This window comes from Kitasatospora sp. Root107, assembly GCF_001424875.1.
GTDB lineage: Bacteria > Actinomycetota > Actinomycetes > Streptomycetales > Streptomycetaceae > Kitasatospora.
This window is the reverse complement of the sequence record NZ_LMCT01000002.1, coordinates 150,584-173,227: the sequence shown is the minus strand read 5'-3', so window position 1 is coordinate 173,227 and position 22,644 is coordinate 150,584. Positions and strand designations below refer to the sequence as shown.

Sequence of the window (22,644 nt, the reverse complement as noted above, 5' to 3'; positions counted from 1 at the left end):
GCCCCCGTCCCGCCCGGCCGGTCTCCGGCACGGCAGCCAGCAGTCCCACGGGAAGAAGAGGTGACGCCGATGAACAGCGCCATGCCCGAACACCCGGAGACCTCCGGCACCTCCGGCACCGAGGAGCTCGGCCCGGCCGAGGCCTACGCGGCCTTCCGCCGCCGGGCCAAGGAGCAGGCCACCATCCTCTACGGCTTCCAGCAGCTCTACGACTTCGAGCTGGACGAGTTCCAGCTGGAGGCCTGCCGCGCACTGGAGGCCGGCGAGGGTGTGCTGGTCGCCGCCCCGACCGGCTCCGGCAAGACCATCGTCGGCGAGTTCGCCGTCCACCTGGCCCTGCAGTCCGGCCGGAAGTGCTTCTACACCACGCCGATCAAGGCGCTGTCGAACCAGAAGTTCGGCGACCTGGTCAAGCGCTACGGCGCCGACAAGGTCGGCCTGCTGACCGGTGACAACAGCGTCAACGGCGACGCCCCGGTGGTCGTGATGACCACCGAGGTGCTGCGCAACATGCTCTACGCGGGCTCCTCCGCGCTGAACGGCCTCGGCTACGTGGTGATGGACGAGGTGCACTACCTGGCCGACCGGTTCCGCGGCGCGGTCTGGGAAGAGGTGATCATCCACCTGCCCGAGTCGGTGGTGCTGGCCTCGCTGTCGGCCACCGTCTCCAACGCCGAGGAGTTCGGCGACTGGCTGGACACCGTGCGCGGCGGCACCAAGGTGATCGTCTCCGAGCACCGCCCCGTGCCGCTCTGGCAGCACGTGATGGCGGGCAACCGGATGTACGACCTGTTCGCCAACCCGGACGTGGACGGCCGTCCCAAGAACGCCCCGCGCAACCCGGCCAAGGCGGTCAACCCCGAACTGGTCCGGCTGGCCCGCTCCGAGGGAGACCGCGGCTCGCGGGACGACCGGTTCGGCCGCGGCCGGGGCCGCTCGATGCCCACCGGCCGCCCGAACCGGGTCTGGACGCCCGGCCGGGTCGACGTGATCGAGCGCCTCGACGCCGAGGGCCTGCTGCCCGCGATCACCTTCATCTTCAGCCGGGCCGGCTGCGAGGCCGCCGTCCAGCAGTGCCTCACCTCGGGCCTGCGGCTGAACCGCGACTCCGACCGGGCGACGGTCCGCGCGATCGTCGAGGAGCGCTGCGCCGACATCCCCGACGAGGACCTGCACGTCCTCGGCTACTTCGAGTGGCTGGACGGGCTCGAGCGCGGCATCGCCGCCCACCACGCCGGGATGCTGCCCCGGTTCAAGGAGGTGGTCGAGGAGCTCTTCGTGAAGGGGCTGGTCAAGGCCGTCTTCGCGACCGAGACGCTGGCGCTGGGCATCAACATGCCCGCCCGCTCGGTGGTGATGGAGAAGCTGGTCAAGTGGAACGGCGAGACCCACGCCGACATCACCCCCGGTGAGTACACTCAGCTCACCGGCCGGGCCGGGCGACGGGGCATCGACATCGAGGGTCACGCCGTGGTGCTCTGGCAGCGTGGCATCGACCCGGAGGCTCTGGCCGGTCTGGCCGGCACCCGGACGTACCCGCTGCGCTCCTCGTTCCGCCCTTCGTACAACATGGCGGTCAATCTGGTCGGCCAGTTCGGGCGGCACCGCTCGCGCGAGCTCCTTGAGACCTCGTTCGCCCAGTTCCAGGCCGACCGCGCGGTGGTCGGCATCGCCCGCCAGGTGCAGAAGAACGAGGACGGGCTCGCGGGCTACCGGGAGTCGATGACCTGTCACCTCGGCGACTTCGAGGAGTACATGAGCCTCCGTCGGACGCTCAAGGAGCGGGAGAACGACCTCGCCCGCGAGGGCACGGGCCAGCGCCGAGCGGCCGCGATCGAGGCGATCGAGGCGCTCAAGCCGGGCGACGTGATCCATGTGCCGACCGGCAAGTTCGCCGGGCTCGCGCTGGTGCTCGACCCCGGCCTGCCGCCGGTCAGCCGCTCGCCCCGGACGGTCCGTCACCCCGACTACCAGGACGGCCCGCGCCCGGTGGTGCTCACCGCCGAGCGGCAGGTCAAGCGGCTCGCGATGATCGACTTCCCGTATCCGGTGACCGCCGTCGACCGGGTGAAGATCCCCAAGTCCTTCAACCCGCGCAGCCCGCAGTCCCGGCGTGACCTGGCGTCAGCCCTGCGCACCAAGGCGGGCCACCTGGAGCCCGAGCGGTTCCGCAAGGGCCGAGCGGCCGCCGCCGACGACCCCGAGATCGCCCGGCTGCGCGCGGAGCTTCGGCAGCACCCCTGCCACGGCTGCGACGAGCGCGAGGACCACGCCCGCTGGTCCGAGCGCTACCACCGCCTGCACCGCGACACCGACCTGCTGGAGCGCCGGATGCGCTCCCGCACCCACACCATCTCCCGCACCTTCGACCGGGTCTGCGGCCTGCTCACCGACCTCGGCTACCTCAGCGGGGACACCGTCACCGAGGACGGCAAGCGCCTCGGCCGGCTGTACGGCGAGCTCGACCTGCTGGCCTCCGAGTGCATCCGCGAGGGCGTCTGGGCCGAGCTCAGCCCGCCCGAACTGGCCGCCTGCGCCTCGGCGTTGGTGTACGAGTCGCGGCAGTCCGACGACGCGGCCGCACCCCGGGTGCCGGAGGGCGGGAGCAAGGAGGCGCTCGGCCGGATGATCCGGATCTGGGGCCACCTGGACGCCCTGGAGGAGCAGCACAAGATCAACACGGCCGAGGGCGTCGGCCAACGCGAACCCGACCTCGGCTTCGCCTGGGTCGCCTACCGCTGGGCGCTCGGCCACAACCTCGACCAGGTGCTCCGCGACGCCGACCTCCCGGCCGGCGACTTCGTCCGCTGGACCAAGCAGCTGATCGACGTGCTCGGGCAGATCCAGGACGCGGCGGGCGAGGACGCGAAGCTGCGGTCCACCGCCCGGAAGGCGGTCGACTCGCTGCGGCGCGGCATCATCGCGTACAGCTCGGTCGGGTAGCGGGCTCGTTCCCCAACGCCAGGGCCCCGTCCGGGATCACCTCCGGGCGGGGCCCTGAACGCCTCGAGAACCGGTCATGCATGATGACGGGATGAATCGTAGGGACCAGCGCTTCCACGTCATCGTGCTGTCGAACTTCGCGAGGGGCTTCGACAAGTACGCGTTCGCCTACGGCAAGGCGGGGATTCCGGAGAGTACCTTTCCCGACCGGTTCCACCTGCTGACCCGTGCGGAGTTGGGTATCGGTATCGGTAAGGCGCGACGTCTGCTGGACCGGTTGGCCGTTCCGGGCGACCGACTGCTGGTGCTGGAAACCACGGTGGACCCCGACACGTTGGAGCCCAACGTGTCGACCGGCCTCGGCACGGAACTGCACGAGGCTCGGATCCGGTTGTCAGCCGTGCACGAACTCGACCAGGTGGGCGACGAGTTCACGCTGCGCCCGACCACCGTCGAGGATGCGATGGCGGCCTCCCTGCACCTGCAGGGATCGGCGCAGCGTCGCTACGCCGACCTGCGACCGCGTACGGTCTCGGTTCTGCCGGTCGCCTCCGCCTGCCAGGCCCGGTGTTCGTTCTGCTTCTCCGCGGCTTCGATCTCCAGCGACCAGGCGCCGGCCCGGGTCCCGTGGGACGCGGTCGCCCACTGGCTGGAGCGGGCCCGTGCGGCGGGTGCCGAGCGGGCAGTGATCACCGGCGGCGGGGAGCCCACGCTCATACCGTTCGACCAGCAGCTGCGGCTGGTCTCCGCCTGCTCGGCGGCCTTCCCGAAGGTCGTCCTGATCACCAACGCGCACACCCTGGCGAAGGGTCAGCACGCCGACCGGGCCGACCGACTGGCAGCCCTGAGCGCCGCGGGCCTGAGCGTGCTGGCGGTCTCCCGGCACCATCAGGACGAGGCCGTCAGTGAGCGGCTGATGATGCTGCGTACGCCGGTGGGCTCGGTGGTCGACACCTGGCGCGTGGAACGTGACCGCTGGCCGGGGCTGCGGATGAGACTGATCTGCGTGCTCCAGCACGGCGGCGTGGCCGACGCGACCGGCGTCGGCGACTACCTTGCGTGGGCCGCGACTCTCGGCGTCGAGGAAGTCTGCTTCAAAGAGCTCTACGTCTCCACCAGCACCGAGTCGCTCTACTTCGACCGCGCCGCCAACGTCTGGAGCCGGGAGCGCCAGGTCTCGCTGTCCGTCGTCACCCGGTTCGCCGAGCAGCACGGCTTCGAACTGGCGAGCCGCCTGCCCTGGGGCGCACCGGTCTACCACGGCAGTTGGGAAGGACGACCGATGCGGATCGCCGCCTACACCGAGCCCAGCCTGCTCTGGGAACGCACCAACGGGATCGCACGCAGCTGGAACGTCCTGGCCGACGGACGCTGCTACGCCTCCCTGGAGGACCGGGCCAGCGAGATCGTGCCGGCAGGTGCAGCGGTATGAGGTTCGACGAGTTTCAGGACTTCCGGCGGCGGCAACTCAGTGCCGGCCCTGCCCTGTTGGACGCTGCCGAGACCAATGTGTACCGGGCGCTCGCTCCGCTGCGACCGGAGCCGCCGGCCGGTCTGAGTACGGTGCACCGGTGCGATCTCGCCCGCGCCTGGCTGCGGCGGTTCGAGCTGCCGGAGGAGTGGTCCCGCCACACCATGGTCTGCCGAGGGGTCCGGCACGGGCTCGGTGTGGTGTTCCACTGGCTGCGCACCGTGCAGGCGCGGTTGTGGTTGCCCAGCGACGTCTACCCGGTCTACTTCGAGCTGGCTCGCGCTGCGGGCCTGGCGCCCGCGTCCTACCCGACGCTGCCGACGCCGGTCCTCCCCGGGGCGCCGGCGGACGACCGGCCCGAGTACCTGCTGCTCGCCAACCCCAGCAAGCCGCTCGGCCGGTACCTCTCCGATGCCGAGTGCGACGCGCTGATCTCGTGGTTGCGGGATTCGCCGCGCCGCCACCTGCTGATCGACAGCGTCTACGACCTGGGGGCCCCGTTCGCGGCCGGCACCCGGCGACTGCTGGACACCGGCCGTGCGGTCCTGCTGCACTCGGTCACCAAGGGGTGGCTGTGGCCGCGCACCTTCGGCGTGGTCCTGCTGGGTCCGGCGCAGGCCGAACTGGCCGAAGCGTTCCGGGCGGATCCGCCGACGCAGACACAGCTCAGGCTCGCCGACCGCCTGCTGACCGAGCACAGTGACGTGCCCCGGCAGGTCGTCGACGAACTGGCCGCCCGGGCTGAGCGGTTGTTCGAACGGTTGCCGGACGAGGTGCTCGGGGCGATTCCGGTGGCGAGCCGGACCTGCCCCGGCAACTACTTCTTCCCGGTGGACATCCCGGCGGAGACGCTCCGGCGCGAGTACGGCCTGCTCGCCCTGCCGGTCAGCGTGTTCGGGGAGAGCCGCTGGTCCGGCTCCGTCCTGACCAGCCTTGCCGACGGCTTCGGCCCGACCTCGGAATCAGCGTGAGCGGACCATGGCGGTGAGTCGGGGTGAGTCGGCCGAAGGCGGCTGGCTGTTGAAAGCCTGATAACCCCAAGTCCCGTACAGGGCCTGGACCTTGCCGTCCCCGGCGAGCGGGTTGACCATGAGGGTGGCGCGGTCCTCGGTGCGGTGGGCGAGGAGTTCGTCGTGCATGCGGCGGGCGGTGCCGGTTCCGCGCCAGGGGGTGCGGACGCCGATCTCCCTGATGGCCAGCACGGGGGTGTCGGTCCAGCCGTCGGGCAGCGGTTCGGCCATCCGTTTCCAGTACCGGTCGGCGGCGTCGACGGTGTTGCCGTAGGCGTACCCGACCGGTACTTCGCCGTCGTAGCCGAGGACGAGTTCGAAGCCGGGCTCGGTGGCGTACTGGTCGAGGCGTCGGACGAACGCCTCGACGCCGTAGTTGGCCAGGTGCAGCAGGGGTGCCCGGACCTCCGTGTAGACGTCCAGCAGGTCCTGGCGGGCCTCCGCGGTGAGGTCGGTGTGGTGGCGGAACTCGATGGTCATGCGGTCATCCTCCGGGTCGCGACCACTTCACCGACGGACCGGGGTGGTCCCATTCATGCCGAAGCGGGCGGAGCACTGCTCGCTGGTCCGGTCGCTCGCGTTCCAGACGCAGATCCACATCGTGGTGCCGGTGTCCGGGACGAAGTTCGTCTTCGCGGCGCCCCAGGAGGCGCGGAAGGTGTAGCTGAGGCCGTCGCTGCGGTTGAGCTCGGCGACGCAGGTTTGGTTCAGGGAGGTGTTCAGCACGCCCGCGAGGGCGCCGGAGCCGTTGTCGTCTAGCCAGGCGGAGCAGGCGGCGACGTTGCCGAACCAGCTGGTGTCCGCCTCGGAGCCCTTGACCTGCGCCGGGTCGTCGCCGCCGTTGATGCCGCTGATCGACGAAGAGGTGACGCTGGGGGCAGTCGCGGGCGACGAGGCGGTCACGACGGGGGCAGGGGCTGTGCTCGGTGGGGTGGTCGGGGGAGTGGGCTTGGAAGTGGCGGAGGGCGAGGCAGTCGGGCTCGGGGGGAGCGGCTGCGTCGAGCCGGTTGGGGCTGGGGTAGTGGGGGACGCCGAAGGGCTCGCAGAGGGCCGCTGCGTTGTCCCGACGGTTGATTCGACAGTGACCGACGTGCTGCCGGCCGATGGTGACGGACGGTCATGCGGGGAACCGGACGGGCTGAGGACGAACGCCGCGACGGCGCCGAGGGCGATCACGGCGGCGATCGGTAGCACGAGCAGGCGTGTGCGCGGGCGGCGAGGTGATCCGAGGGGCGTGGCTCCGACTTCGGGATTCGGGTCCGTGGCCAGGTCCGGCGGAGGGACGGTCTCCAGCTTGCCGACCGGCGTCGCGGCGAAGGCGCGTCGCGCGTCGATGCGTGACATGACCTCAGGCGGCCACGACGAGGGAGGAACGGGCAGGTGCAGGCGGGCCGCCGCGGCGATCTCGTGGGCGGTGGGGCGTCTTTGGGGGTCGGTGGCGAGGCAGGGCTCGATGACGGCGGCGAGGTCGGCGTCCACGGTGCGCAGCGGTGCCAGATCGGGGACAACTCCGGGCGTGCGACCCGAGGAGGCATAGAGCAGGAGCGCCGCGAGCGAGTAGACGTCCGCGGGTGCTGCCACGTCCTCGTTCCCGGCCTGCTGTTCCGGAGCCGAGAACCCCTGGGTTCCGTAGCTGCCACCGCCCCTGGTGAGCCTCGCCTGGTCCGCGGCGCGGGCGATGCCGAAGTCGATCAGCTTCACACCGTCGCGCACCAGCATGACGTTGCCGGGCTTGATGTCGCGGTGCGCGATCTCGGACGCGTGCACGGCCCGCAGCTGCGTGGCTGCCTCGGCCAGCAGCAGCCACAGCGCCTCGGCGGGCAGCGGGCCGCGCAGCCGGACGGCCTCGTCCACCGTGAGACCGGGGACGTACTCGGCGGCGAACCAGGGGCGTTCCGCGGTGCCGTCGCTCGCCAGTACCCTCGGCCCGACCCCGAACGGCACCCGGTAGAGGATGCCGACCTCTCGTTCGAAGCGTTCGCTGGAGACCAGCCGGGGCCGGACGCGCTTGACGGCGGCGTAGCCCCGGTCCGAGGCCCCGAGGTAGACCTCGCCCATGCCACCGGTGCCGAGCAGGCCGATGATGGTGAAGCTGCCGATCTCCTGCGGATCGCCCGGACCGAGAGGTTCGGCGACCGTGCTATCTGTCATCAGCAGGTTCCCGGCCGGTAGCGCTCATGGCGGGCAGATTATCGATCAAGTCATGCCCATGCAACATCAGTTGACGGAGACCGGGTCCCGCGTGAGGACCGGTCCTCGGAGGGGGTTCCTACACTGGCGCGAGCCGAGGCGGAGGTATGTGAGATGGCGTACGGAAACTTCCCACCCCAGATGCTGCCGCCGGGCAGTCCTGCCGACAGGGTGCCCTCGGCGCCGCCCGGGACGATCTTCGTGCTCGGTCCGGAGGGTGGGTACGCCGTGCCGCCGCGCCGGTACACGCTGCTGTTCGGGCGCGACCGCGAGGATGTGCACGTGCCGGTCGGTGTCGACGACCCGACGGTCAGCCGTCGGCACGGCGTCTTCACCTGCACGGGCACGGACGAGAACTGGTGGCTGATCAACACCGGCAACCTGCCGATCGAACTGCCCGACGGCGTGCTGATGCTCACCGGCCACAAGCGGATCACCGACTCCGGGTACACCCCACTGGTGATCAACTCCTCCAAGCAGCGTTCCCACCTGGTGGAGGTCCGCGTCGTGGCCGAGGACGACCGGCGCCCCCGCTCCACGAGCAGTGCGGAGACCGTGGGCCCCGAGACGGTCTACGAACTCTCCCCGCAGGAGCGGCTGGTACTCACCGCGCTCGCCCGGCGCTACCTGGAGGGCCACGACGCCTTCCCTCTCCCGCTGACCTGGGAGGACACCGCCCGCCTGGTCAACGCCTCGGTCTACGTGACCAAGTCCTGGAGCTACAAGTCGGTCGCGAACTCGGTCGAGGACGTGCGCGAACGGCTGCACCGGCGGGGCGTACGCGGACTGACGCGCGATGAGGTCGGCGAGCCGGTCGGCTCGATGCTCAGCGTCAACCTGATCAGGGAACTGCTGAAGACGGCGACGCTGAGTGCTCAGGACCTGGAGTTGCTGGCCGGTCAGGAATGAGCGGACGTCAGGACGCCTGCCCCGGTGGATCGTTCGCCGGGGCAGGCGGCGTTTCTCAGCGTTCCGGGTCGGGCTCGGCGTTGTAGGTCACGTGCATGGTGCCGTGCTCGACCGCGAAGACGGCTGCCCGGTCCTCCGCCGAGTTCTGTTGGCGTGGCTGGGATTGCGGCTGTTCGGGGCGCTGCGCCGTGTTCGTCACGCGGTTGTTGTCGCCCACGATGAAGGTGCCGGAGACGTCCCCGGCCTGGATGCCGCCGGGTGCGGATTCCGCAGGCATGGTCGGCCTTTCCTGGTTGTTCTGAGGGATGGTCAGGTACCGCAGTCGGCTTCCAGACGGTTTGCGGCCGAGTTCATCGCTGAGGCCTGACTCGACGTGTCTACCGTGGAACCTTCCGGATCGTTCTGATACGACCGATATTGGCTCTCCATCTGCTGAACGGAGGTCAGCATGCTGTTGAGATCTGACGCCACGGAGCTGTCCCGGGCTCGCGATTTGGCTCCCCGCAACGTGGACTCGATGGAGCGCAGGTCGCTGAGGACGGTGTTGACGTTGGCCTTCAGGGTGCCGTCGCTGGGAGGAGTGGAGGTCCGGCCCGAGTTGTAGGCGCCCATGGCGTTGTTGTACGCGTCGAGCGAGCCGGACGCGGTGGCGCGGTCGGTGTTGTACCGCTGGATCTCTCGTTCCAGGTCCGGGATCACGGTCTTGCACACGGGGTCGAAGGTGGGTGTGGGCGAGGTGTGCTTGCTCGGCCCCGACGTCTTGACGGCCGGGTAGACGGGACCCGATGTGGCGGCAGACGACGAGGCTGACTGGTCGTCTGCGTAGACCATGGCGCCCACGCCCAGCACGACAACGAAGCCGAACGCGCAGGCGAGAGCGAGTGCTGACACTCCGGCCTTGGCACCTGCCGCGCCTGCGACGGTGAGCGCGGTGTGGCCCGAGCCCGTCGCGGTCGTGCCCACGGCGTGCGTCGGATGGGCGGCGGAGACGTGTGTCGCGTGGCCCGAACTCGTCGCAGGCGTGGGTGTGTTCACGGCATGCGTCGGCGTCGGCTGGGCGACGGAGGAGTGCGCCTGCGAAAGGTCGATCCGCGCCGGTGTCGGGGTGGGGGCAGGTGTGCCGGCCGGCAGGTGGTTGGCGACGGCCGAGTGGTGGCCGGCACCCGAAAAGTCGACCACCGGCTTCGCCACCGGTGCGTGCGGGGGAACCACCGTGGCGGGCGCGTGTGGGACGGACGCCAGGTGGCCCGTGCCGTGCGTCGGGACGAACGTGTGGACCGGCGGTGGGGTGGTCACCGCCGCACTGGCGACCTGATGGGCCGCCGAATGCGCTTGCAGGACGGTGAGTTCGTGCCAGAGCACGCCGGCCTCGAGCGCCAGGGCCGCCGTCTGTGCGGCTCGACCGATCGCCTTGCGGCGGGTGCGCGCCTCGCGCAGGAAGAACTCCTCACCCACGCTGTCTCCCGCGCTCTTCGCGGCGGTCCAGCCGGCTCCGAGCAGGCTGCCCCATGCGTCGAACTGCCGGGACAGCGCCAGTTTCGGCGAGGCGGCACGGGCCAGCGTCACGCCGAGCTGCGCCTGTCCGCTCTTCTCCGCCCGGAGCACCGCAACGTCCAGCGCTCGGAAGTGGGCCGCGACCTCGTCCGGGGTGGTCTCCGGCGCCTCGATCCACGTGGTGAGCACCCGGCAGAGCCGGTCGGCCGGGAACTCCGTCATCCGGCTCTTCAGCACGCACCCGGCGACGTCCGGCGGACATCCGTAGCCGGTCTCCGAGGCAACCAGCAGACCGTGCCGCACCAGGCCGTCGGCGAGCGCGTCGGTGTCCGACCGGCCGAGCAGGGCATCGAGCTGACGGGCAGCCAACTCGGCGCCGGACAGCGAACCGAGCAGGTGCAGCAGGTCGCGCTCCGGCGGCCGGAGCCTGTTCAGCAGTGCGGGGAGCAGCTCGGGGAGGTCGGCGATGCCCGGCAGGCTCTTGCCCGTCGCGGCGGACAGGGCGATGCGCCGCAGCCGGAGCGGGTTGCCGTGCACGGCGTCGCACAGCGCCTGCACGGTCCGGGTCTCGTCGGGCCGCAGCCCGCGGGCCAGTACCGTCTGCACCAGGTGCGCCCCCGCCGGGGCCGTCAGCCCGTCGAGCCGGATCGCGTGTACGCCGGCGACCGCGGACCGTTGCTGCGAGGTGAAGACGAACGTGGACTGCTCGGCCATGTCGAGGAGTCGGCGCAGGTCCTTCTCGTCGAGTCCCGCGTCGTCCAGGTAGATCCGCAGCCGCAGGGTCTTCAGGTGCTCCTTCAGGACCTCCAGCGACGGCTTGTAGTTCGGCGCGTCGAAGCCGATGTCGAAGATCGCCTGCGCGATGTCGTCCGCCGTCCGTCCGCCGGCTTCGATGTAGGCCGCTCCCTCCGGCCCGCGCGGCATCGTGCACGCGAGGTGGCGCAGCAGCGCGCTCTTGCCGACCCCGGACGCGCCCCAGATCTGCACCAACTGACGCTTCTCGAGCGCCTGTTGCAGCACCTGGAGGTCCAGCTCCCGGCCGATCAGCGGATCGGCGACGGACCGGGGCAGCTGTGAGATCGCCCGGCGCTTGACCGGTCGCGGCAGCGGCCCGGCGTGTACGGTGACGGTCGCACCGTACTCGGCGGTGACGTTCAGGTTGTTCACGGTGTTGTGGCTGCCGACGACCACCGTCCCGGACACGTCGCCGACCCTGATCCCCTCGGAACCGTCCGGGGCACTGCTGTTCTCTGGCATGTGCTTCCCCTGCCCTTTCCAACTCTCGGGTCCCAGCACTAGGTCATGGTGGAGCCGACCCGTCGTGCGAACCCGACGCTTTTACGTCTTCGGTGAGATCCCCGGCGAACTGGCCGCGGCGGCGATCCGGGCGAGGTGGTCCAGGTCGAGGATCGTGATCCTCCGGTAGCCCGTCGTGACCGCGCCCGACTCGCGCAAGGCCCGCAGTGCCTTGTGGATCGACGACTCCGCCGCGCCGACCAACGTGGCCATCTCCGGCTGTGACAGCGGAAGTTGAGCCTCGTTCCGGCCGGGACGCCCGTAGCTGACGGCCAGGTGGTGCAGGATCCTGGCCAGCCGCCCGAGTACGTCGCAACCGGTGAAGTCGACGATCCGGCCGGTCGCCGTGCGCAGCTTGGCCACCACGCTCGCGTTGAGCGCGAGCCCGATGGCAGGGTGCTTCTTCGTGCAGTCCAGCAGTTCGGCGCGCAGGACGTAGCGGGCCAGCACCCGGCCGCAGGCGGTCACGGTGCCGATCCGCGGCTGACCGTCGATCCCGGCGAGCTCCCCGACCAGGTCCCCGGCCATCCGCACGGCCAGCAGCGCCTCCCGGCCGTCCTGCGCATGCGCGGTGACCTTCACCGTGCCGCCGGTCAGGAGCAGCGCGAAGTCCGAGGTGTCCGCCTCGTGGATGGTGATCTGACCGGCCGGGTAGACCACGCCGTGGCCGAGCCCGAGCAGGACTCGGCGGTCGTCCTCGCCGACCCGGCCGAGCAGCCCGGTCGGCGGCCAGTAAGTCGCGGCCCCGCGCACCCGTGTGTTGCTCATCGGCGGCACTCCTGTTCTTCGTTCGGCTGAAGCCGGACAAGCGGTATTAGTAGCCGTTCTACCCGAGGACCCCTCCTCTACGATCTCGTCAATCATCTTGTTGGCGCCGGGAATTCGGCGCCGACGAATCGATCTTCGAATTGCCGGCCCCCGTCGTGATCGCGGAGGGAATGTGAACCCGAGGTACGAATACCGAGCCCTGCTGGCGTGCGACATCGCGGGTTCCGCCGGTCGCGGGCAGCAGCGGTTGCAGGAGATCCGCAGTGTGCTGCGGTCCGCGCTGTCCGGTGCCTTCGGCGTCGCGGATCTGGACCTGCGGGAGTTCGAGTACGTGGACACCGGTGACGGTTGCCGGCTCGTCGCCCCGGCCGGGCTGCCCAAGGCCAGACTGCTCCTCCCGCTCCTGCCGGAGCTGAGCGAGCGGATCCGCGAGCACAACCGCCATGCCGTCCCGGGCACTCAGCTGCGGGTACGGGCCGCGGTGCACGCGGGGGAGGTCCGGCTCGACCCGGAGGGCACCGTCTCGGGTACTCCCTTCGAGGCGCTCGCCCGGCTGCTCGACTCAGCGCCGCTGCGGTACGCGGCCCTGGCCGGTCCGGACGGCACCCCGGTGGCCGCGGTCCTCTCGCAGCACGTCTACGAGGAGACGGTCGGGCACGGCTACGACGGGTTGGAGAGCGGCGCTTTCACTGCGGCCGAGGTGCGGGTCAAGGAGTACGCCGCACCGGCCTGGCTCTGGTACCCGGGCAGCCCCGTCGGGCCGCACGGCGATGCCGGGGCACCCGAATCCGGCTCCGGCGAGCCGCCTGCGGACCCCGGGGCACGGACCGTGGGGCAACTCGTCCACGCCACCGGGAACGGCACGGTCTTCGCCGTCGGCCGTGGTGACCAGTACATCCGCCACAACGACAGGAGTTGACGCAGCGATGAACGAGGAACTCGCCGCGCTGGCCGCGAGCGGCGCCACCGCGCTGGTCTCCGCGATGGGCACCGAGCTCTGGCAGGAGGCGAAACGGCTGATCAGCGGCGTCATTGAGCAGGCCCGCAGCCACCGCCGCAGGGAGCTGTCCGCCGCACTGGAGCAGGGGTCGACCGCCACGAGGGGAGCGGTCGACCCCGAGGTCCTGAACTACTGGACCGAGGCGCTGTCCCAGCTGCTCGACCGGAACCCGGAGCTCGCCCAGGACGTCATGGCCCTGGCATCGCTGCGGACCGCGCAGCGGCCGGACATCGCGGTCCAGGTCAACTCCGCCACCGACTCGGGTGAGGTGTTCGCGGTGCAGCACGGTAGCCAGCATTTCGCCTTCGGGCCGAAGGCCCGCGATCCGCAGGAACGACCGTGAGCTGGGACGACAACCGGCGGGACGGCCTGATGGACGGATGGGTGCGGGCGGTGCTGATGGTGGCCGTCGTGATCGGGGCCTTCGTCGAGGTCAGCATCCCGCACCGGCACTACGGCTGGCTGGTGGATGCGCTCGCCCTGGCAGCTGTGGGTGTCGTCGGCACGGCGGCGGCGCTGGGGTCCGAGGCCGCCGCGACTCCCGCCCGGCCGCGGGCCCGGCTCGAACAGGAGCCCCGGCCCGACGGGACGGTACCGGTCTGCCGCTACGCCGCCGGACCGGCGGTGCCGACGGCCCAGCCCGCGAGGCCCCGGCCGTTCCTGCGCGAGCGGCCGACCGACCTGAGCGTTCCCCGCTTCGGCGAAGGCGCCCGTGCGCAGGGCTACCCCTGGTTGCTGCCGGAGCGCACGGTACAGAACGGGATCGCCGCCGACGAAGCCGCGGTCGGTGCCCTCGCCATCCGCGCGGCCTCCGTCATCGGGCCCGGCCACCGCTGCGGCCAGCCGGCCGACCCGCGGCAGGACTCCTACCGGATCGGGCGGAGCCGGGACAGCCGGTACGCGATCGTGGCCGTGGCCGACGGCCTGTCCAGCGCGGCCTGGTCCGACGCCGGAGCGACCGCGGCCGCCAGCCAGGCCGTCACCCTGCTGCGCGAGCAGATCGAGGCCGGAGGCTTCGGCCGGCTCGACGTCCAGCGACTGTACGGGCGGATCGCGGACTCGGTCGCCGGGCACGCGGCCGGACGCGGCGTCAGCACCGCACAGGTGGCCACCGTGCTGATCACCGCCGTGATCGCCGAGCCGGACGAGAACGGCGTGGCGCAGGCCTGGGTCGGGTGGATCGGCGACAGTTCGGCCTGGATGCTCGACCCGCGGATCCCGCTCTGGCAGTTCGCCGCCGGTGAGGCCAAGGACCGCGCGGCTGAGGTGGTCTCGAACGAGGTCGCCGGGCGACTGCCGGACACGCCGCACCTGGCCGTGGACCGCTTGGTCAGTCTGGCCCCCGGCGCAGCTCTCGCCCTGGTCACGGACGGGATCGGCGACGCGTGGGCGGACCCGGGGGGAAACGTCAACGAGTACTTCGCGAACGCCTGGCGCTCGCCGGTCCCGGCCACGCGGTTCACCGCCGACGTCGGCTTCGACGCGCCGCAGTGCCTCGACGACCGCACCGCTGTCGTGGTGTGGAACGGCGGCCGGGCATGACCGACCCCGAACTCGCCCCCGGCGGCCCGGCGGTCGATCCGAGGGGCTGGGCGCTGCCTCGGACCGTGGGCGTCAGCCAGCTCGGACCGTTCGCCGAACCGATCTCCGAACACAACGGCCAGGCCATCGCCGTACGGCCGCTGACGGACCATCCGGGCTGGCTGGCCAAGCTCTACCGGCCGGACATGCAGCCGGAGGACGCCCACCGGATCGACCGGTTGATCTCGGCACCGGACACGCTGCCGGAGGCGGACCGGGCGGCCCTGTACGCCGGCACGTGCTGGCCCGCCGCCCGGATCCACGAGCCGGGCAACCCGGCCGTCGGCTGCGTGATCCCGATGGCGCCGGATCAGTACCGTGCCGAGCTGCGGCGCGGCAAGTTCAGCGAGCGCCGGTTCGTGGAGATCGACTGGCTGGCGAAGTCCGACGAGTCGATCCGGCGCGTCGGACTGCCGGGCCCGGGTTTCGAGGGCCGGTTGGCCGCCTGCCGCCGACTGACGGAGCTCGCCGCGATCCTGGAAGGTCTGGGCCTGGTCTATTCGGACTGGTCGTTCTCCAACGCCTTCTGGAGCCCGGACCGGCGTTCCGTCTACCTGATCGACGTCGACGGCTGCCAGCCGGAGAAGATGCCCGACCTCCACCAGCCGAACTGGGCCGACCCGCTGACGCCGCCGGGCACCGACGCCGACCGGTACACCGACCGCTACCGGCTCGGCCTGCTGATCGCCAAATGCCTGACGGGCCAACGCGATGCGGACGCCTTCCACACCGTCGCCGCCGCCAGCTGGCGGGAACAGCCCGCCGCCGCCGAGGTACTGCTGGACATGCTGCTCGCGGCCGATCGCGAACGCCGGCCGTCAGCCGCCCAGTTGGACCAGGCACTGAACAGCGGGCCGTACCTCAGGCCCGTGCCACGGCCGACCCGCACCGCCCTGCCCCTGCTGCCCGTACCGATCACGGTTCCCGCGGGCACCGGCCCGGCCGTGGAGCGGCCCGAGTCGGCGTTCACCAAGGCGGCACGGGAGCAGGCGACGGGCACTGCGGAGAAGCAGGACTCCACGACCGACTGGGACGCCGGGTGGATCTGGGTGCTCGTCATCGCCGTGATCCTGATCATCATCATCGCCTCCAACCACTAGCTCAGAGGTGCACCGTGTCACTCTGCCTGCCCACCTACGTGGTGATCGACGCATCGTCGTCGATGAAGCCGCACGAGACAGTGCTCAACGCGACCCTCTCGCGCCTGCACTACAACCTGGCGACGAATCCCCGTGTCTCGGAGTTCGCCCGGGTCTGCGTGGTCGCCTTCTCCACCGACGTACACGTGGTGATCCCGATGTCGGACATGGAGCAGGTCCCGAGCATGCCCGAGGTGATCTGCGGAGGCCGGACGGACTACGGCAAGACCTTCGACCTGCTGCGGCAGTGCATCGAACAGGACGTCAGCGGCCTGCGGGCGCAGCACTACAGCGTGCTGCGTCCGACGGTCTTCTTCCTGACCGACGGTGGCCCTACCGACGCCAACTGGCGGGACTCGTTCCGCAAACTGGTGGACCGGAGCTGGCCGCGCCACCCGCACGTGATCGCCTACGGCTTCGGTGGCGCCCAGCGCAGCGTGCTGGAACAGGTGGCGACCAAGGCGCTGTTCATCGCCGACGGTTCGGACACCGAGTCGGCACTGAGCGGAGCGATCTCAGGCCTGCTCAACACCCTGATCGCCTCGTCGAACACCGGCCAGATGCAGATCGCCACCGACGTCAAGGGCTTCGAGTACGTTCAGGTCGCCCAGGAATACGTGGACTGATGATGGCTGCCGATCCGCGTTCCACGGGTTCCCAGGCGCTGCGCGCCTCTGCCAGGCTGACCGTGCTGGCCGCGGCGCTGCTCATCTGCGGCGGCGCGGTCGAGGTGGCGGGCGCTCTCCTCGTCCCCTCGGCGAACGGGGGCGGAGGCAGCCCGCACCCGGTGACGACCGTGCAGCCGACCTCGGCTCCTCCCAGCAACTCCGAGGCACAGTCGCCGAGTTACCCGCCCCCGGACCCCACCACTGCACTGCCCGAGCCCACGGCTACTGCCACCGTCAGGGAGTCTCCGCCGAGTCACCGGCCGACCCGGACGAGGACACCTGCGACACCGGGTGCTGCTGGGTAGCCGGAGGCCGGGCGGGGCCCCTCAGGCCTGCTCGCCAACCTGGGCGAGGGTTTCGAGGAGGCAGGTGAGGGAGGTGCCGAGGCCCCAGCGGGCGGCGAGGGCTTCGAGGGTCATGGGGTCGAGGGGTTCGCGGGGGAGAGCGGGGTCGAAGTCGGGGAGCGGGGTGTCGGTGGCGACCCGGACCACGGTGGGGGCGACATCGAGGTAGGCGGCGCCTTCGAGGAGGTTCCGGCGGCGGGCCGGGGTGAGCTTGGAGAAGGGGTCGGCGGCTGCGGCGCGGATGCCGGCCAGGTCGCCGTACTCGTGGATGAGCTGGGCGGCGGTCTTCTCGCCGATGCCCTTCACCCCGGGCAGGCCGTCGCTCGGGTCGCCGCGCAGGGCGGCCATGTCGGCGTACTGCGAGCCGGTCACGCCGTACTTCTCGCGCAGCGCCGCCTCGTCGATGAGCTGGGCGTTGCCGACGCCCTTGACCGGGTAGAGCACGGTCACCTGCCGGGCGTCGTCGACCAGTTGGAACAGGTCACGGTCGCCGGTGACGATCTGCACCGGGCCGCCGGCCCGGGTGGCCAGCGTGCCGATCACGTCGTCCGCCTCGTAGCCGGGCGAGCCGATCCGGGCCAGACCGATGGCGTCCAGCACCTGTTCGATCACCGGCACCTGCGGGGACAGGGTGTCCGGGATCTCCTCCTCGCCCTCGAACGAGGGCTCCGCGGCCAGCCGGTGCGTCTTGTACGTGGGGATCAGATCCACCCGCCACTGCGGGCGCCAGTCGGCGTCCATACAGGCGACCAACTGGTCGGGGTGGTGGTCCTGGACCAGCCGGGTGATGAAGTCCAGCAGGCCGCGCACGGCGTTCACCGGCTGCCCGTCGGGGGACTTCAGGGAATCCGGCACGCCGAAGTAGGCACGGAAGTAGAGGCTCGCCGAGTCGAGCAGCATCAGCCTGGGTGCGGTCATGGCCCCGATCATGCCGCACCCGACTGACGGAGTCTCAGCGGCACGGCCCGTTCAGTGCCGGTGCGGGCCGCTCCGGTGCACCGGGCCGTGCGAGTCGCCGCAGTGGTCGTCCGCCGGTTCTGCACCGCCCGCCTCCACCGCCGAACGCCCTATCGCCAGCAGGTCCTGCCCCAGTTCCTCGCCGACGTGGTCGACCTGGAGGGTGGCATGGGTGATCCGGTACTCGTCCCGCAGGGTCCGCTGCAGCGAGCGGCGGACGGCGTGGCAGTCGCCGTCGGGGGCCACCAGGATGTGCGCGGAGAGCGCGGGCTGGCCCGAGGTGATCTCCCAGATGTGCAGGTCGTGGATCTCCTCCACCTGCGAGGAGTCGATCAGCCGGTCGGCCACCGCGTCAGGGTCGACCCCGGCCGGCGCGGCCTCCAGGAAGATCCGCCCGGAGTCCCGGACCAGCCCGATCCCCGCCTTCAGCATCAGCGCGACCACGATCAGCGAGGCGATCGCGTCCGCCCGGGTGAAGCCGGTGGTGACGATGATCAGACCGGCCACCGCGGTGGCGATGAACGCGTACAGGTCGGTCAGCACGTGCTGGAAGGCACCCTCGACGTTCAGCGAACTGCGGTTGGCCTTCGACATGCACCAGGCCGCCCCGATGTTCACCACGACCCCGACCAGCGCGGTCACCAGCACCAGCGAACCGGTCACCTCCGGCGGGTCGAACAGCCGGCTGACCGCCTCGTAGCCGAGCCAGCCGGCCAGCAGCAGCAGGGTGATGCCGTTCGCCTGCGCGGAGAGGATCTCGGCCCGCTTCAGCCCGTACGTGTAGCCGCCCCGCGCCGGTCGCTGGGAGAGCCGCATCGCGATCAGCGCCAGCACGATCGAGGCCGCGTCGGTCAGCATGTGCGCGGCGTCCGAGATCAGCGCGAGCGACTGGGCGGCGAAGCCGACCACCACCTCGCCGGCCATGAAGACCACGATCAGGGTCAGCGCGCCGAGCAGCCACTTGCGGTCCGCATCGGCGGAGATGCTGTGCGAGTGACCGCCGTGACCGCCTGATCCTCCGTGGTCGTGGTCGTGCTCGTGGTTCGACATCGAGATCCTCTCCGCGAACGCGCAGGAACCAGGGCGCAGCCGCCCCGCACCGGAAGTGAACCGCAGATCGGACGAAGATCCAAAGGCTGCACTGGTGACCGTTGTCGTTCCCGTCGGGCACCCTCCGCTACGCCTCTCCGGATGTTCATCAACCGGTCGGCCGCCTCCGCTAGGGTCACGCCCGGCGAGGTCTGCCCGCCACCGGGTGAACAGGGGAACGGACGTGTCGGACCATCAGGAGCGGGTATCGCTGCTCACCATCGCCCGGGAGTGGGGCCGGATCGGCTGCACCGGTTTCGGCGGCCCGCCCGCCCACATCCTGCTGCTCCGCCGGCTCTGCGTGGAGCGGCGCGGCTGGCTGCGCCCGGACGAGTTCGAGGACGGCATCGCCGCCACCAACCTGCTGCCGGGACCGGCCTCCACCCAGCTGGCGATCTTCACCGCCTGGCGGCTGCGCGGCACCGCCGGGGCGCTGGTCGGCGGGGCTTGCTTCATCCTCCCCGGCCTCGCCCTGATCCTGGCGCTGGCCGCACTCTTCCTGGCGGGCGACCCACCGGCCTGGGTGCTCGGCGCGGCCGCCGGAGCCGGCGCAGCGGTGCCTGCGGTCGCGGTGCAGGCCGCCGCCGCCCTGGTGCCGGGCAGCCTGGCCCGGGCGGGCAAGGCCCGGGCAGCCCGGGCCCGCTGGGCCGGGTACGCCCTCTGCGGCGCGGCCGCCGCGATGCTCACCGGCCCCTGGCTGGTCCTGGTCCTGCTGGCCGCCGGTCTGGCCGAAGTCACCGTCCGGGGACGGCGGTTGACGCTGCCCCTGCTGCTCGGCGCGCTGCCCGCGACCGGCGGCCTCGGCGCCCTGGCCTGGGTGGCCCTCAAAGTGGGGGCGCTCTCGTACGGTGGTGGCTTCGTGATCATCCCGCTGATGCGGTACGACGCGGTCGAGCGCTACCACTGGATGACGGACGGTCAGTTCCTGAACGCCGTCGCCCTCGGCCAGATCACTCCCGGACCGGTCGTCCAGACCGTCGCGGTGGTCGGCTACGCGGCAGCCGGGTTGACGGGCGGCCTGCTGGCGGCCCTGGTGGCCTTCGCGCCGTCCTTCCTGTTCGTCCTCCTCGGCGCCGCCCACTTCGACCGGCTCCGGGCCGACCAGCGCATCCAGGACTTCCTCACCGGCGCAGGCCCCGCCGTCACCGGAGCCATCGCCGGCTCGGCCGTCCCGCTCGCCCTCAGCCTGCAACTCCCCTGGCAGTACGTGCTCCTGGGCCTCGCCCTGCTCTGGCTGCTGGCCGCCCGCCGCTCCGTGGTCACCTGCCTCCTCCTCGCGGGGCTGGCGGGGGCCCTGCTCATCTGAGGCACATGCTTCGGCAGATAGGGGCTCGGGGAACTGCGACGCCAACCTCGGGAGCGTTGCACCTGTGTGGGCGGTCAGGCACCTTCGCAGTGACCCGAACGCCAGATCTCCTCGCAGTTCCCCGAGCCCCTGGACCGTATATGGCCGGCCTCAGACGACCGCAGGGACCCGCGCTGCCTCGACCAGGGCCTGCATCACCCGGAGGTCCGCCCCCTGCTCCGGGTGCCACTGGACGCCGAGGACGAAGCCGGAGCCCTCGACCGCCTCGACGGTGCCGTCCTCGGCGAGTGCGCTGACCGTCAGGCCCTCGCCGAGCCGGTCGACCGCCTGGTGGTGCGAGGTCGGGACCTCGACCTCCGGCTCGGGGAGCAGTGACGCGAGCCGGGTGCCGGCCAGCGGGCGGACCGGGTGGGAGCCGTAGCGGTTGGCGGTGGGCAGGTGGCATTCGCCGTTCTCCAGGTGCTGCACCAGGGTGCCGCCGCAGACCACGTTGAGCAGCTGCATCCCCCGGCAGATGCCGAGCAGCGGCAAGCCGGAGGCCAGTGCGGCCCGCAGCAGGGCGGCCTCCCAGAGGTCCCGCTCGGGTGCGGTGGCCCGGGTCTTGGGGTGCGGCAGGGCGCCGTACAACGCCGGATTGACGTCGGGGCCGCCGGAGATCACCAGGCCGTCCAGCCGGGCGAGCAGGCCGGGGGCGGTCTCGGGGGCGTCCGGCGGCAGCAGGACGGCGGTGCCACCGGCGCGCTGCACCAGCTGCGGGTACCGCTCGGGGAGCAGCACGGCCCGTTGGGCGTCCCAGGGCCCCCACGTCGCGTCGTTGACGTAGGTGCTGACTCCGATCAGGGGTCTGTTGGTCATGGCCCGGATTCTGCACGGTCGGAGCCCGTGCCGGTGGCCGATTCGCCGTCAGGTCGCCCGGTCGCCGGAGGCTCCGTCAGGTCCGTCGAGCGACCGATGGGCGGGGCCGGCAGCTTTCTTACCGGAATCTCATCGGAAAACGGCCGGAACAGGGGTCGAACTGATACCGCGTTTATCTTCGGGCGCCTAGATTCGGTGCCGTGAGCGAGCAGATTCCCGCCGGGTGGTACCCGGACCCGCAGGACACCACGACCGACCCCCGGCCGCAGCGCTGGTGGGACGGCCAGGGCTGGACGGCCAACACCCGGCCCGCCCCGGCGGACAGCCCCGAGGGGCCGAAGGTACTGGAGGGCGAGGTGCTGGAGAGCGGGCCGACGGTCCGCTACCCGGAGCCGCTGGTGTCGGTCGCCGAGGTGGCGCCGGTACGCCGGAAGCTTCCCAAGCCGGTGCTGGCGGCGGTCGCCGTGGCCGCGCTGGCGGGCCTGCTGGTCGGTTCCGGCGTCACCTACCTGGCGATGGACGGCAAGTCGGACCGGCGGTCGGCACAGAAGGTCCGCCCGGAGTTCCGGCCCGGCGGGGGCGGTGACAGCGCCGAAGGCAGCGACGGCACCCCCAAGCCGGAGGCCCCCGGCGGCAAGGGCCGGAACTCCGGCCTGGCGGTGGACGCGGTCAACCGGATCAGCCTGTCGATCCCGACCGGCTGGACCGGCGGCACCACCAAGGCGGGGTACGCCGGGCTGAGCATCGGCTCGTACACCTGCGCCTCCGGCAGCGGCGAGTGCTCGCTGGGCGGTGTGTCGACCGGTCAGCTCAAGGGGACCGACGTCAAGCAGGCCGCCGAGCAGGACATCACCACGGCGGCCGAGGACTCGTACGGCAAGATCAAGTCGCACGAGCAGCTGAAGTCCGAGCCGATCGCGATCGACGGCCGGGACGGCTGGCTGGTCCGCTGGAAGGTGGACGCGCCCGAGGGCAACGACGGCTACGTGCAGACCGTGGTCTTCCCGACCGCCGACGGCAAGGCGCTGGCCTCGGTCCACCTGGGCTTCGACATCGACGACAAGGCTCCCCAGCTGACCCAGATGGACAAGATCGTGGAGAGCATCAAGGCGTTCACCGGCAAGCTCGGCGAGGGCGGCGGCACCCGCGCCTGACGGACCGGCAGACCGGCCCCCGCCCACCGGGCGGGGGCCGGTCGCGTCAGTGAAGGTTCTCGATGGTGACGTTCTCGGCCTGGAACACCTTCTCGAAGGTCTCGCCGGTGATCTGGTTGGAGACCCGGGGGCCCTGCGGGGGCAGCCCGGTCCGCGGCGAGGTGTCCACCAGCAGCTCCCGCAGCTCGGCGGCGAACTCCGGGTTGGCCCGCAGCGTCCGGCGCAGCCAGGTCAGGGCCGCGAGCTCGTCGCCGTCCGCCGTGACCTCCTCGCGGACGATCTCCAGCTCGGCGGTGACCTCCTCCTCCCGGCCGCCGCGCCCGAACAGCGCGGCCACCTGCCCGCGGACCGCCTGCCAGGCGTCCGTCGTCATCGCCTGGACCAGCGCGCCCGTCGCCGCAGCCACCAGCTCAGCATCCATGAACCCCGCCCCCAACCATCGGTGATGGACCGTCAGCCTAGGTCAGCGC

The 22,644-nt window shown here is 71.4% G+C and carries 20 protein-coding genes; 11 read left to right on the top strand and 9 right to left on the bottom strand.

Annotated features, from left to right (window positions below):
- Positions 1–69: 69 nt before the first annotated feature.
- From ASC99_RS04265 to ASC99_RS04255, 3 genes are all read left to right on the top strand, one after another.
- A complete protein-coding gene (locus tag ASC99_RS04265; protein ID WP_235583002.1) occupies positions 70–2,943 on the top strand; it encodes an RNA helicase in 2,874 nt (957 codons plus the stop codon).
- 91 nt (positions 2,944–3,034) lie between these two features.
- Positions 3,035–4,375, top strand: a complete 1,341-nt coding sequence (locus ASC99_RS04260) for a radical SAM protein (RefSeq protein ID WP_235502905.1) — start codon at positions 3,035–3,037, stop codon at positions 4,373–4,375.
- Complete coding sequence (locus ASC99_RS04255) at positions 4,372–5,385, top strand: aminotransferase class I/II-fold pyridoxal phosphate-dependent enzyme (RefSeq protein WP_057228367.1); 1,014 nt, start codon at positions 4,372–4,374, stop codon at positions 5,383–5,385. Before ASC99_RS04260 ends, ASC99_RS04255 begins: the two co-directional genes overlap by 4 nt.
- Here ASC99_RS04255 and ASC99_RS04250 read toward each other — a convergent pair.
- Together ASC99_RS04250 and ASC99_RS04245 are read right to left on the bottom strand one after the other, a co-directional pair.
- Complete coding sequence (locus ASC99_RS04250) at positions 5,377–5,904, bottom strand: GNAT family N-acetyltransferase (protein ID WP_057228365.1); 528 nt, start codon at positions 5,902–5,904, stop codon at positions 5,377–5,379. The genes ASC99_RS04255 and ASC99_RS04250 overlap by 9 nt on opposite strands.
- Before the next feature lie 27 nt (positions 5,905–5,931).
- Positions 5,932–7,575, bottom strand: coding sequence for a serine/threonine-protein kinase (locus ASC99_RS04245; RefSeq protein ID WP_057228364.1), 1,644 nt, complete (start codon positions 7,573–7,575; stop codon positions 5,932–5,934).
- Between the two features lie 153 nt (positions 7,576–7,728).
- Here ASC99_RS04245 and ASC99_RS04240 point away from each other — a divergent pair, with 153 nt between their 5' ends.
- Positions 7,729–8,523: an FHA domain-containing protein gene (locus ASC99_RS04240; RefSeq protein WP_235502904.1), complete on the top strand. Its 795-nt coding sequence runs from the start codon at positions 7,729–7,731 to the stop codon at positions 8,521–8,523.
- Positions 8,524–8,578: 55 nt separating this feature from the next.
- On the opposite strand, the gene ASC99_RS04235 is transcribed toward ASC99_RS04240, so the two are convergent.
- The 3 genes from ASC99_RS04235 to ASC99_RS04225 all read right to left on the bottom strand — a co-directional run bounded on the left by ASC99_RS04235 (position 8,579) and on the right by ASC99_RS04225 (position 12,081).
- Complete coding sequence (locus tag ASC99_RS04235) at positions 8,579–8,800, bottom strand: hypothetical protein (RefSeq protein ID WP_057228362.1); 222 nt, start codon at positions 8,798–8,800, stop codon at positions 8,579–8,581.
- A gap of 32 nt (positions 8,801–8,832) precedes the next feature.
- Entirely contained in the window at positions 8,833–11,274 is a 2,442-nt protein-coding gene (locus ASC99_RS04230; protein WP_057228360.1) for a hypothetical protein, read from the bottom strand.
- Between the two features lie 81 nt (positions 11,275–11,355).
- Positions 11,356–12,081, bottom strand: coding sequence for a Crp/Fnr family transcriptional regulator (locus ASC99_RS04225; protein ID WP_057228358.1), 726 nt, complete (start codon positions 12,079–12,081; stop codon positions 11,356–11,358).
- 172 nt (positions 12,082–12,253) lie between these two features.
- Here ASC99_RS04225 and ASC99_RS04220 point away from each other — a divergent pair, with 172 nt between their 5' ends.
- From ASC99_RS04220 to ASC99_RS04200, 5 genes are read left to right on the top strand one after another with little or no spacing between them, the layout of a single operon-like run.
- The gene (locus ASC99_RS04220; RefSeq protein ID WP_057228356.1) at positions 12,254–13,000 is read left to right on the top strand and encodes a hypothetical protein; all 747 of its coding nucleotides are present in this window, start codon (positions 12,254–12,256) and stop codon (positions 12,998–13,000) included.
- 7 nt (positions 13,001–13,007) lie between these two features.
- Entirely contained in the window at positions 13,008–13,424 is a 417-nt protein-coding gene (locus ASC99_RS04215) for a hypothetical protein (RefSeq protein ID WP_057228354.1), read from the top strand.
- A complete protein-coding gene (locus tag ASC99_RS04210) occupies positions 13,421–14,623 on the top strand; it encodes a protein phosphatase 2C domain-containing protein (RefSeq protein ID WP_057228352.1) in 1,203 nt (400 codons plus the stop codon). Before ASC99_RS04215 ends, ASC99_RS04210 begins: the two co-directional genes overlap by 4 nt.
- Positions 14,620–15,762 carry a hypothetical protein gene (locus ASC99_RS04205; protein WP_057228350.1) on the top strand — a complete coding sequence of 381 codons (1,143 nt, stop codon included), beginning with the start codon at positions 14,620–14,622 and terminating at the stop codon, positions 15,760–15,762. Before ASC99_RS04210 ends, ASC99_RS04205 begins: the two co-directional genes overlap by 4 nt.
- A gap of 14 nt (positions 15,763–15,776) precedes the next feature.
- Entirely contained in the window at positions 15,777–16,427 is a 651-nt protein-coding gene (locus ASC99_RS04200; RefSeq protein WP_057228348.1) for a VWA domain-containing protein, read from the top strand.
- Positions 16,428–16,795: 368 nt separating this feature from the next.
- Here ASC99_RS04200 and ASC99_RS04195 read toward each other — a convergent pair whose 3' ends face one another.
- Together ASC99_RS04195 and ASC99_RS04190 are read right to left on the bottom strand one after the other, a co-directional pair.
- Entirely contained in the window at positions 16,796–17,731 is a 936-nt protein-coding gene (locus ASC99_RS04195) for a 5'-3' exonuclease (protein ID WP_157531359.1), read from the bottom strand.
- Positions 17,732–17,782: 51 nt separating this feature from the next.
- On the bottom strand, positions 17,783–18,820 hold the full coding sequence (locus tag ASC99_RS04190) for a cation diffusion facilitator family transporter (protein ID WP_057228345.1): 1,038 nt from the start codon (positions 18,818–18,820) through the stop codon (positions 17,783–17,785).
- A gap of 223 nt (positions 18,821–19,043) precedes the next feature.
- Here ASC99_RS04190 and chrA point away from each other — a divergent pair, with 223 nt between their 5' ends.
- Positions 19,044–20,165, top strand: a complete 1,122-nt coding sequence (gene chrA, locus ASC99_RS04185) for a chromate efflux transporter (RefSeq protein WP_057228343.1) — start codon at positions 19,044–19,046, stop codon at positions 20,163–20,165.
- A 150-nt stretch (positions 20,166–20,315) separates the two neighbouring features.
- On the opposite strand, the gene ASC99_RS04180 is transcribed toward chrA, so the two are convergent.
- Positions 20,316–21,020 carry a gamma-glutamyl-gamma-aminobutyrate hydrolase family protein gene (locus tag ASC99_RS04180; protein WP_057228341.1) on the bottom strand — a complete coding sequence of 235 codons (705 nt, stop codon included), beginning with the start codon at positions 21,018–21,020 and terminating at the stop codon, positions 20,316–20,318.
- A 200-nt stretch (positions 21,021–21,220) separates the two neighbouring features.
- Here ASC99_RS04180 and ASC99_RS41875 point away from each other — a divergent pair, with 200 nt between their 5' ends.
- Entirely contained in the window at positions 21,221–22,174 is a 954-nt protein-coding gene (locus ASC99_RS41875; protein ID WP_057228339.1) for a DUF2510 domain-containing protein, read from the top strand.
- A gap of 46 nt (positions 22,175–22,220) precedes the next feature.
- Here the strand turns inward: ASC99_RS41875 and ASC99_RS04170 are convergent, their stop codons facing one another.
- Entirely contained in the window at positions 22,221–22,595 is a 375-nt protein-coding gene (locus ASC99_RS04170; protein ID WP_063856968.1) for a hypothetical protein, read from the bottom strand.
- Positions 22,596–22,644 lie beyond the last annotated feature (49 nt).

Excerpts from the sequence above, each read along its gene's own strand:
- ASC99_RS04265 (WP_235583002.1), top strand. The coding sequence starts at position 70 with ATGAACAGCGCCATGCCCGAACACCCGGAGACCTCCGGCACCTCCGGC.
- ASC99_RS04260 (WP_235502905.1), top strand. The coding sequence starts at position 3,035 with ATGAATCGTAGGGACCAGCGCTTCCACGTCATCGTGCTGTCGAACTTC.
- ASC99_RS04255 (WP_057228367.1), top strand. The coding sequence starts at position 4,372 with ATGAGGTTCGACGAGTTTCAGGACTTCCGGCGGCGGCAACTCAGTGCC.
- ASC99_RS04250 (WP_057228365.1), bottom strand. The coding sequence starts at position 5,904 with ATGACCATCGAGTTCCGCCACCACACCGACCTCACCGCGGAGGCCCGC.
- ASC99_RS04245 (WP_057228364.1), bottom strand. The coding sequence starts at position 7,575 with ATGACAGATAGCACGGTCGCCGAACCTCTCGGTCCGGGCGATCCGCAG.
- ASC99_RS04240 (WP_235502904.1), top strand. The coding sequence starts at position 7,729 with ATGGCGTACGGAAACTTCCCACCCCAGATGCTGCCGCCGGGCAGTCCT.
- ASC99_RS04235 (WP_057228362.1), bottom strand. The coding sequence starts at position 8,800 with ATGCCTGCGGAATCCGCACCCGGCGGCATCCAGGCCGGGGACGTCTCC.
- ASC99_RS04230 (WP_057228360.1), bottom strand. The coding sequence starts at position 11,274 with ATGCCAGAGAACAGCAGTGCCCCGGACGGTTCCGAGGGGATCAGGGTC.
- ASC99_RS04225 (WP_057228358.1), bottom strand. The coding sequence starts at position 12,081 with ATGAGCAACACACGGGTGCGCGGGGCCGCGACTTACTGGCCGCCGACC.
- ASC99_RS04215 (WP_057228354.1), top strand. The coding sequence starts at position 13,008 with ATGAACGAGGAACTCGCCGCGCTGGCCGCGAGCGGCGCCACCGCGCTG.
- ASC99_RS04205 (WP_057228350.1), top strand. The coding sequence starts at position 14,620 with ATGACCGACCCCGAACTCGCCCCCGGCGGCCCGGCGGTCGATCCGAGG.
- ASC99_RS04195 (WP_157531359.1), bottom strand. The coding sequence starts at position 17,731 with ATGACCGCACCCAGGCTGATGCTGCTCGACTCGGCGAGCCTCTACTTC.
- ASC99_RS04190 (WP_057228345.1), bottom strand. The coding sequence starts at position 18,820 with ATGTCGAACCACGAGCACGACCACGACCACGGAGGATCAGGCGGTCAC.
- ASC99_RS04180 (WP_057228341.1), bottom strand. The coding sequence starts at position 21,020 with ATGACCAACAGACCCCTGATCGGAGTCAGCACCTACGTCAACGACGCG.
- ASC99_RS04170 (WP_063856968.1), bottom strand. The coding sequence starts at position 22,595 with ATGGATGCTGAGCTGGTGGCTGCGGCGACGGGCGCGCTGGTCCAGGCG.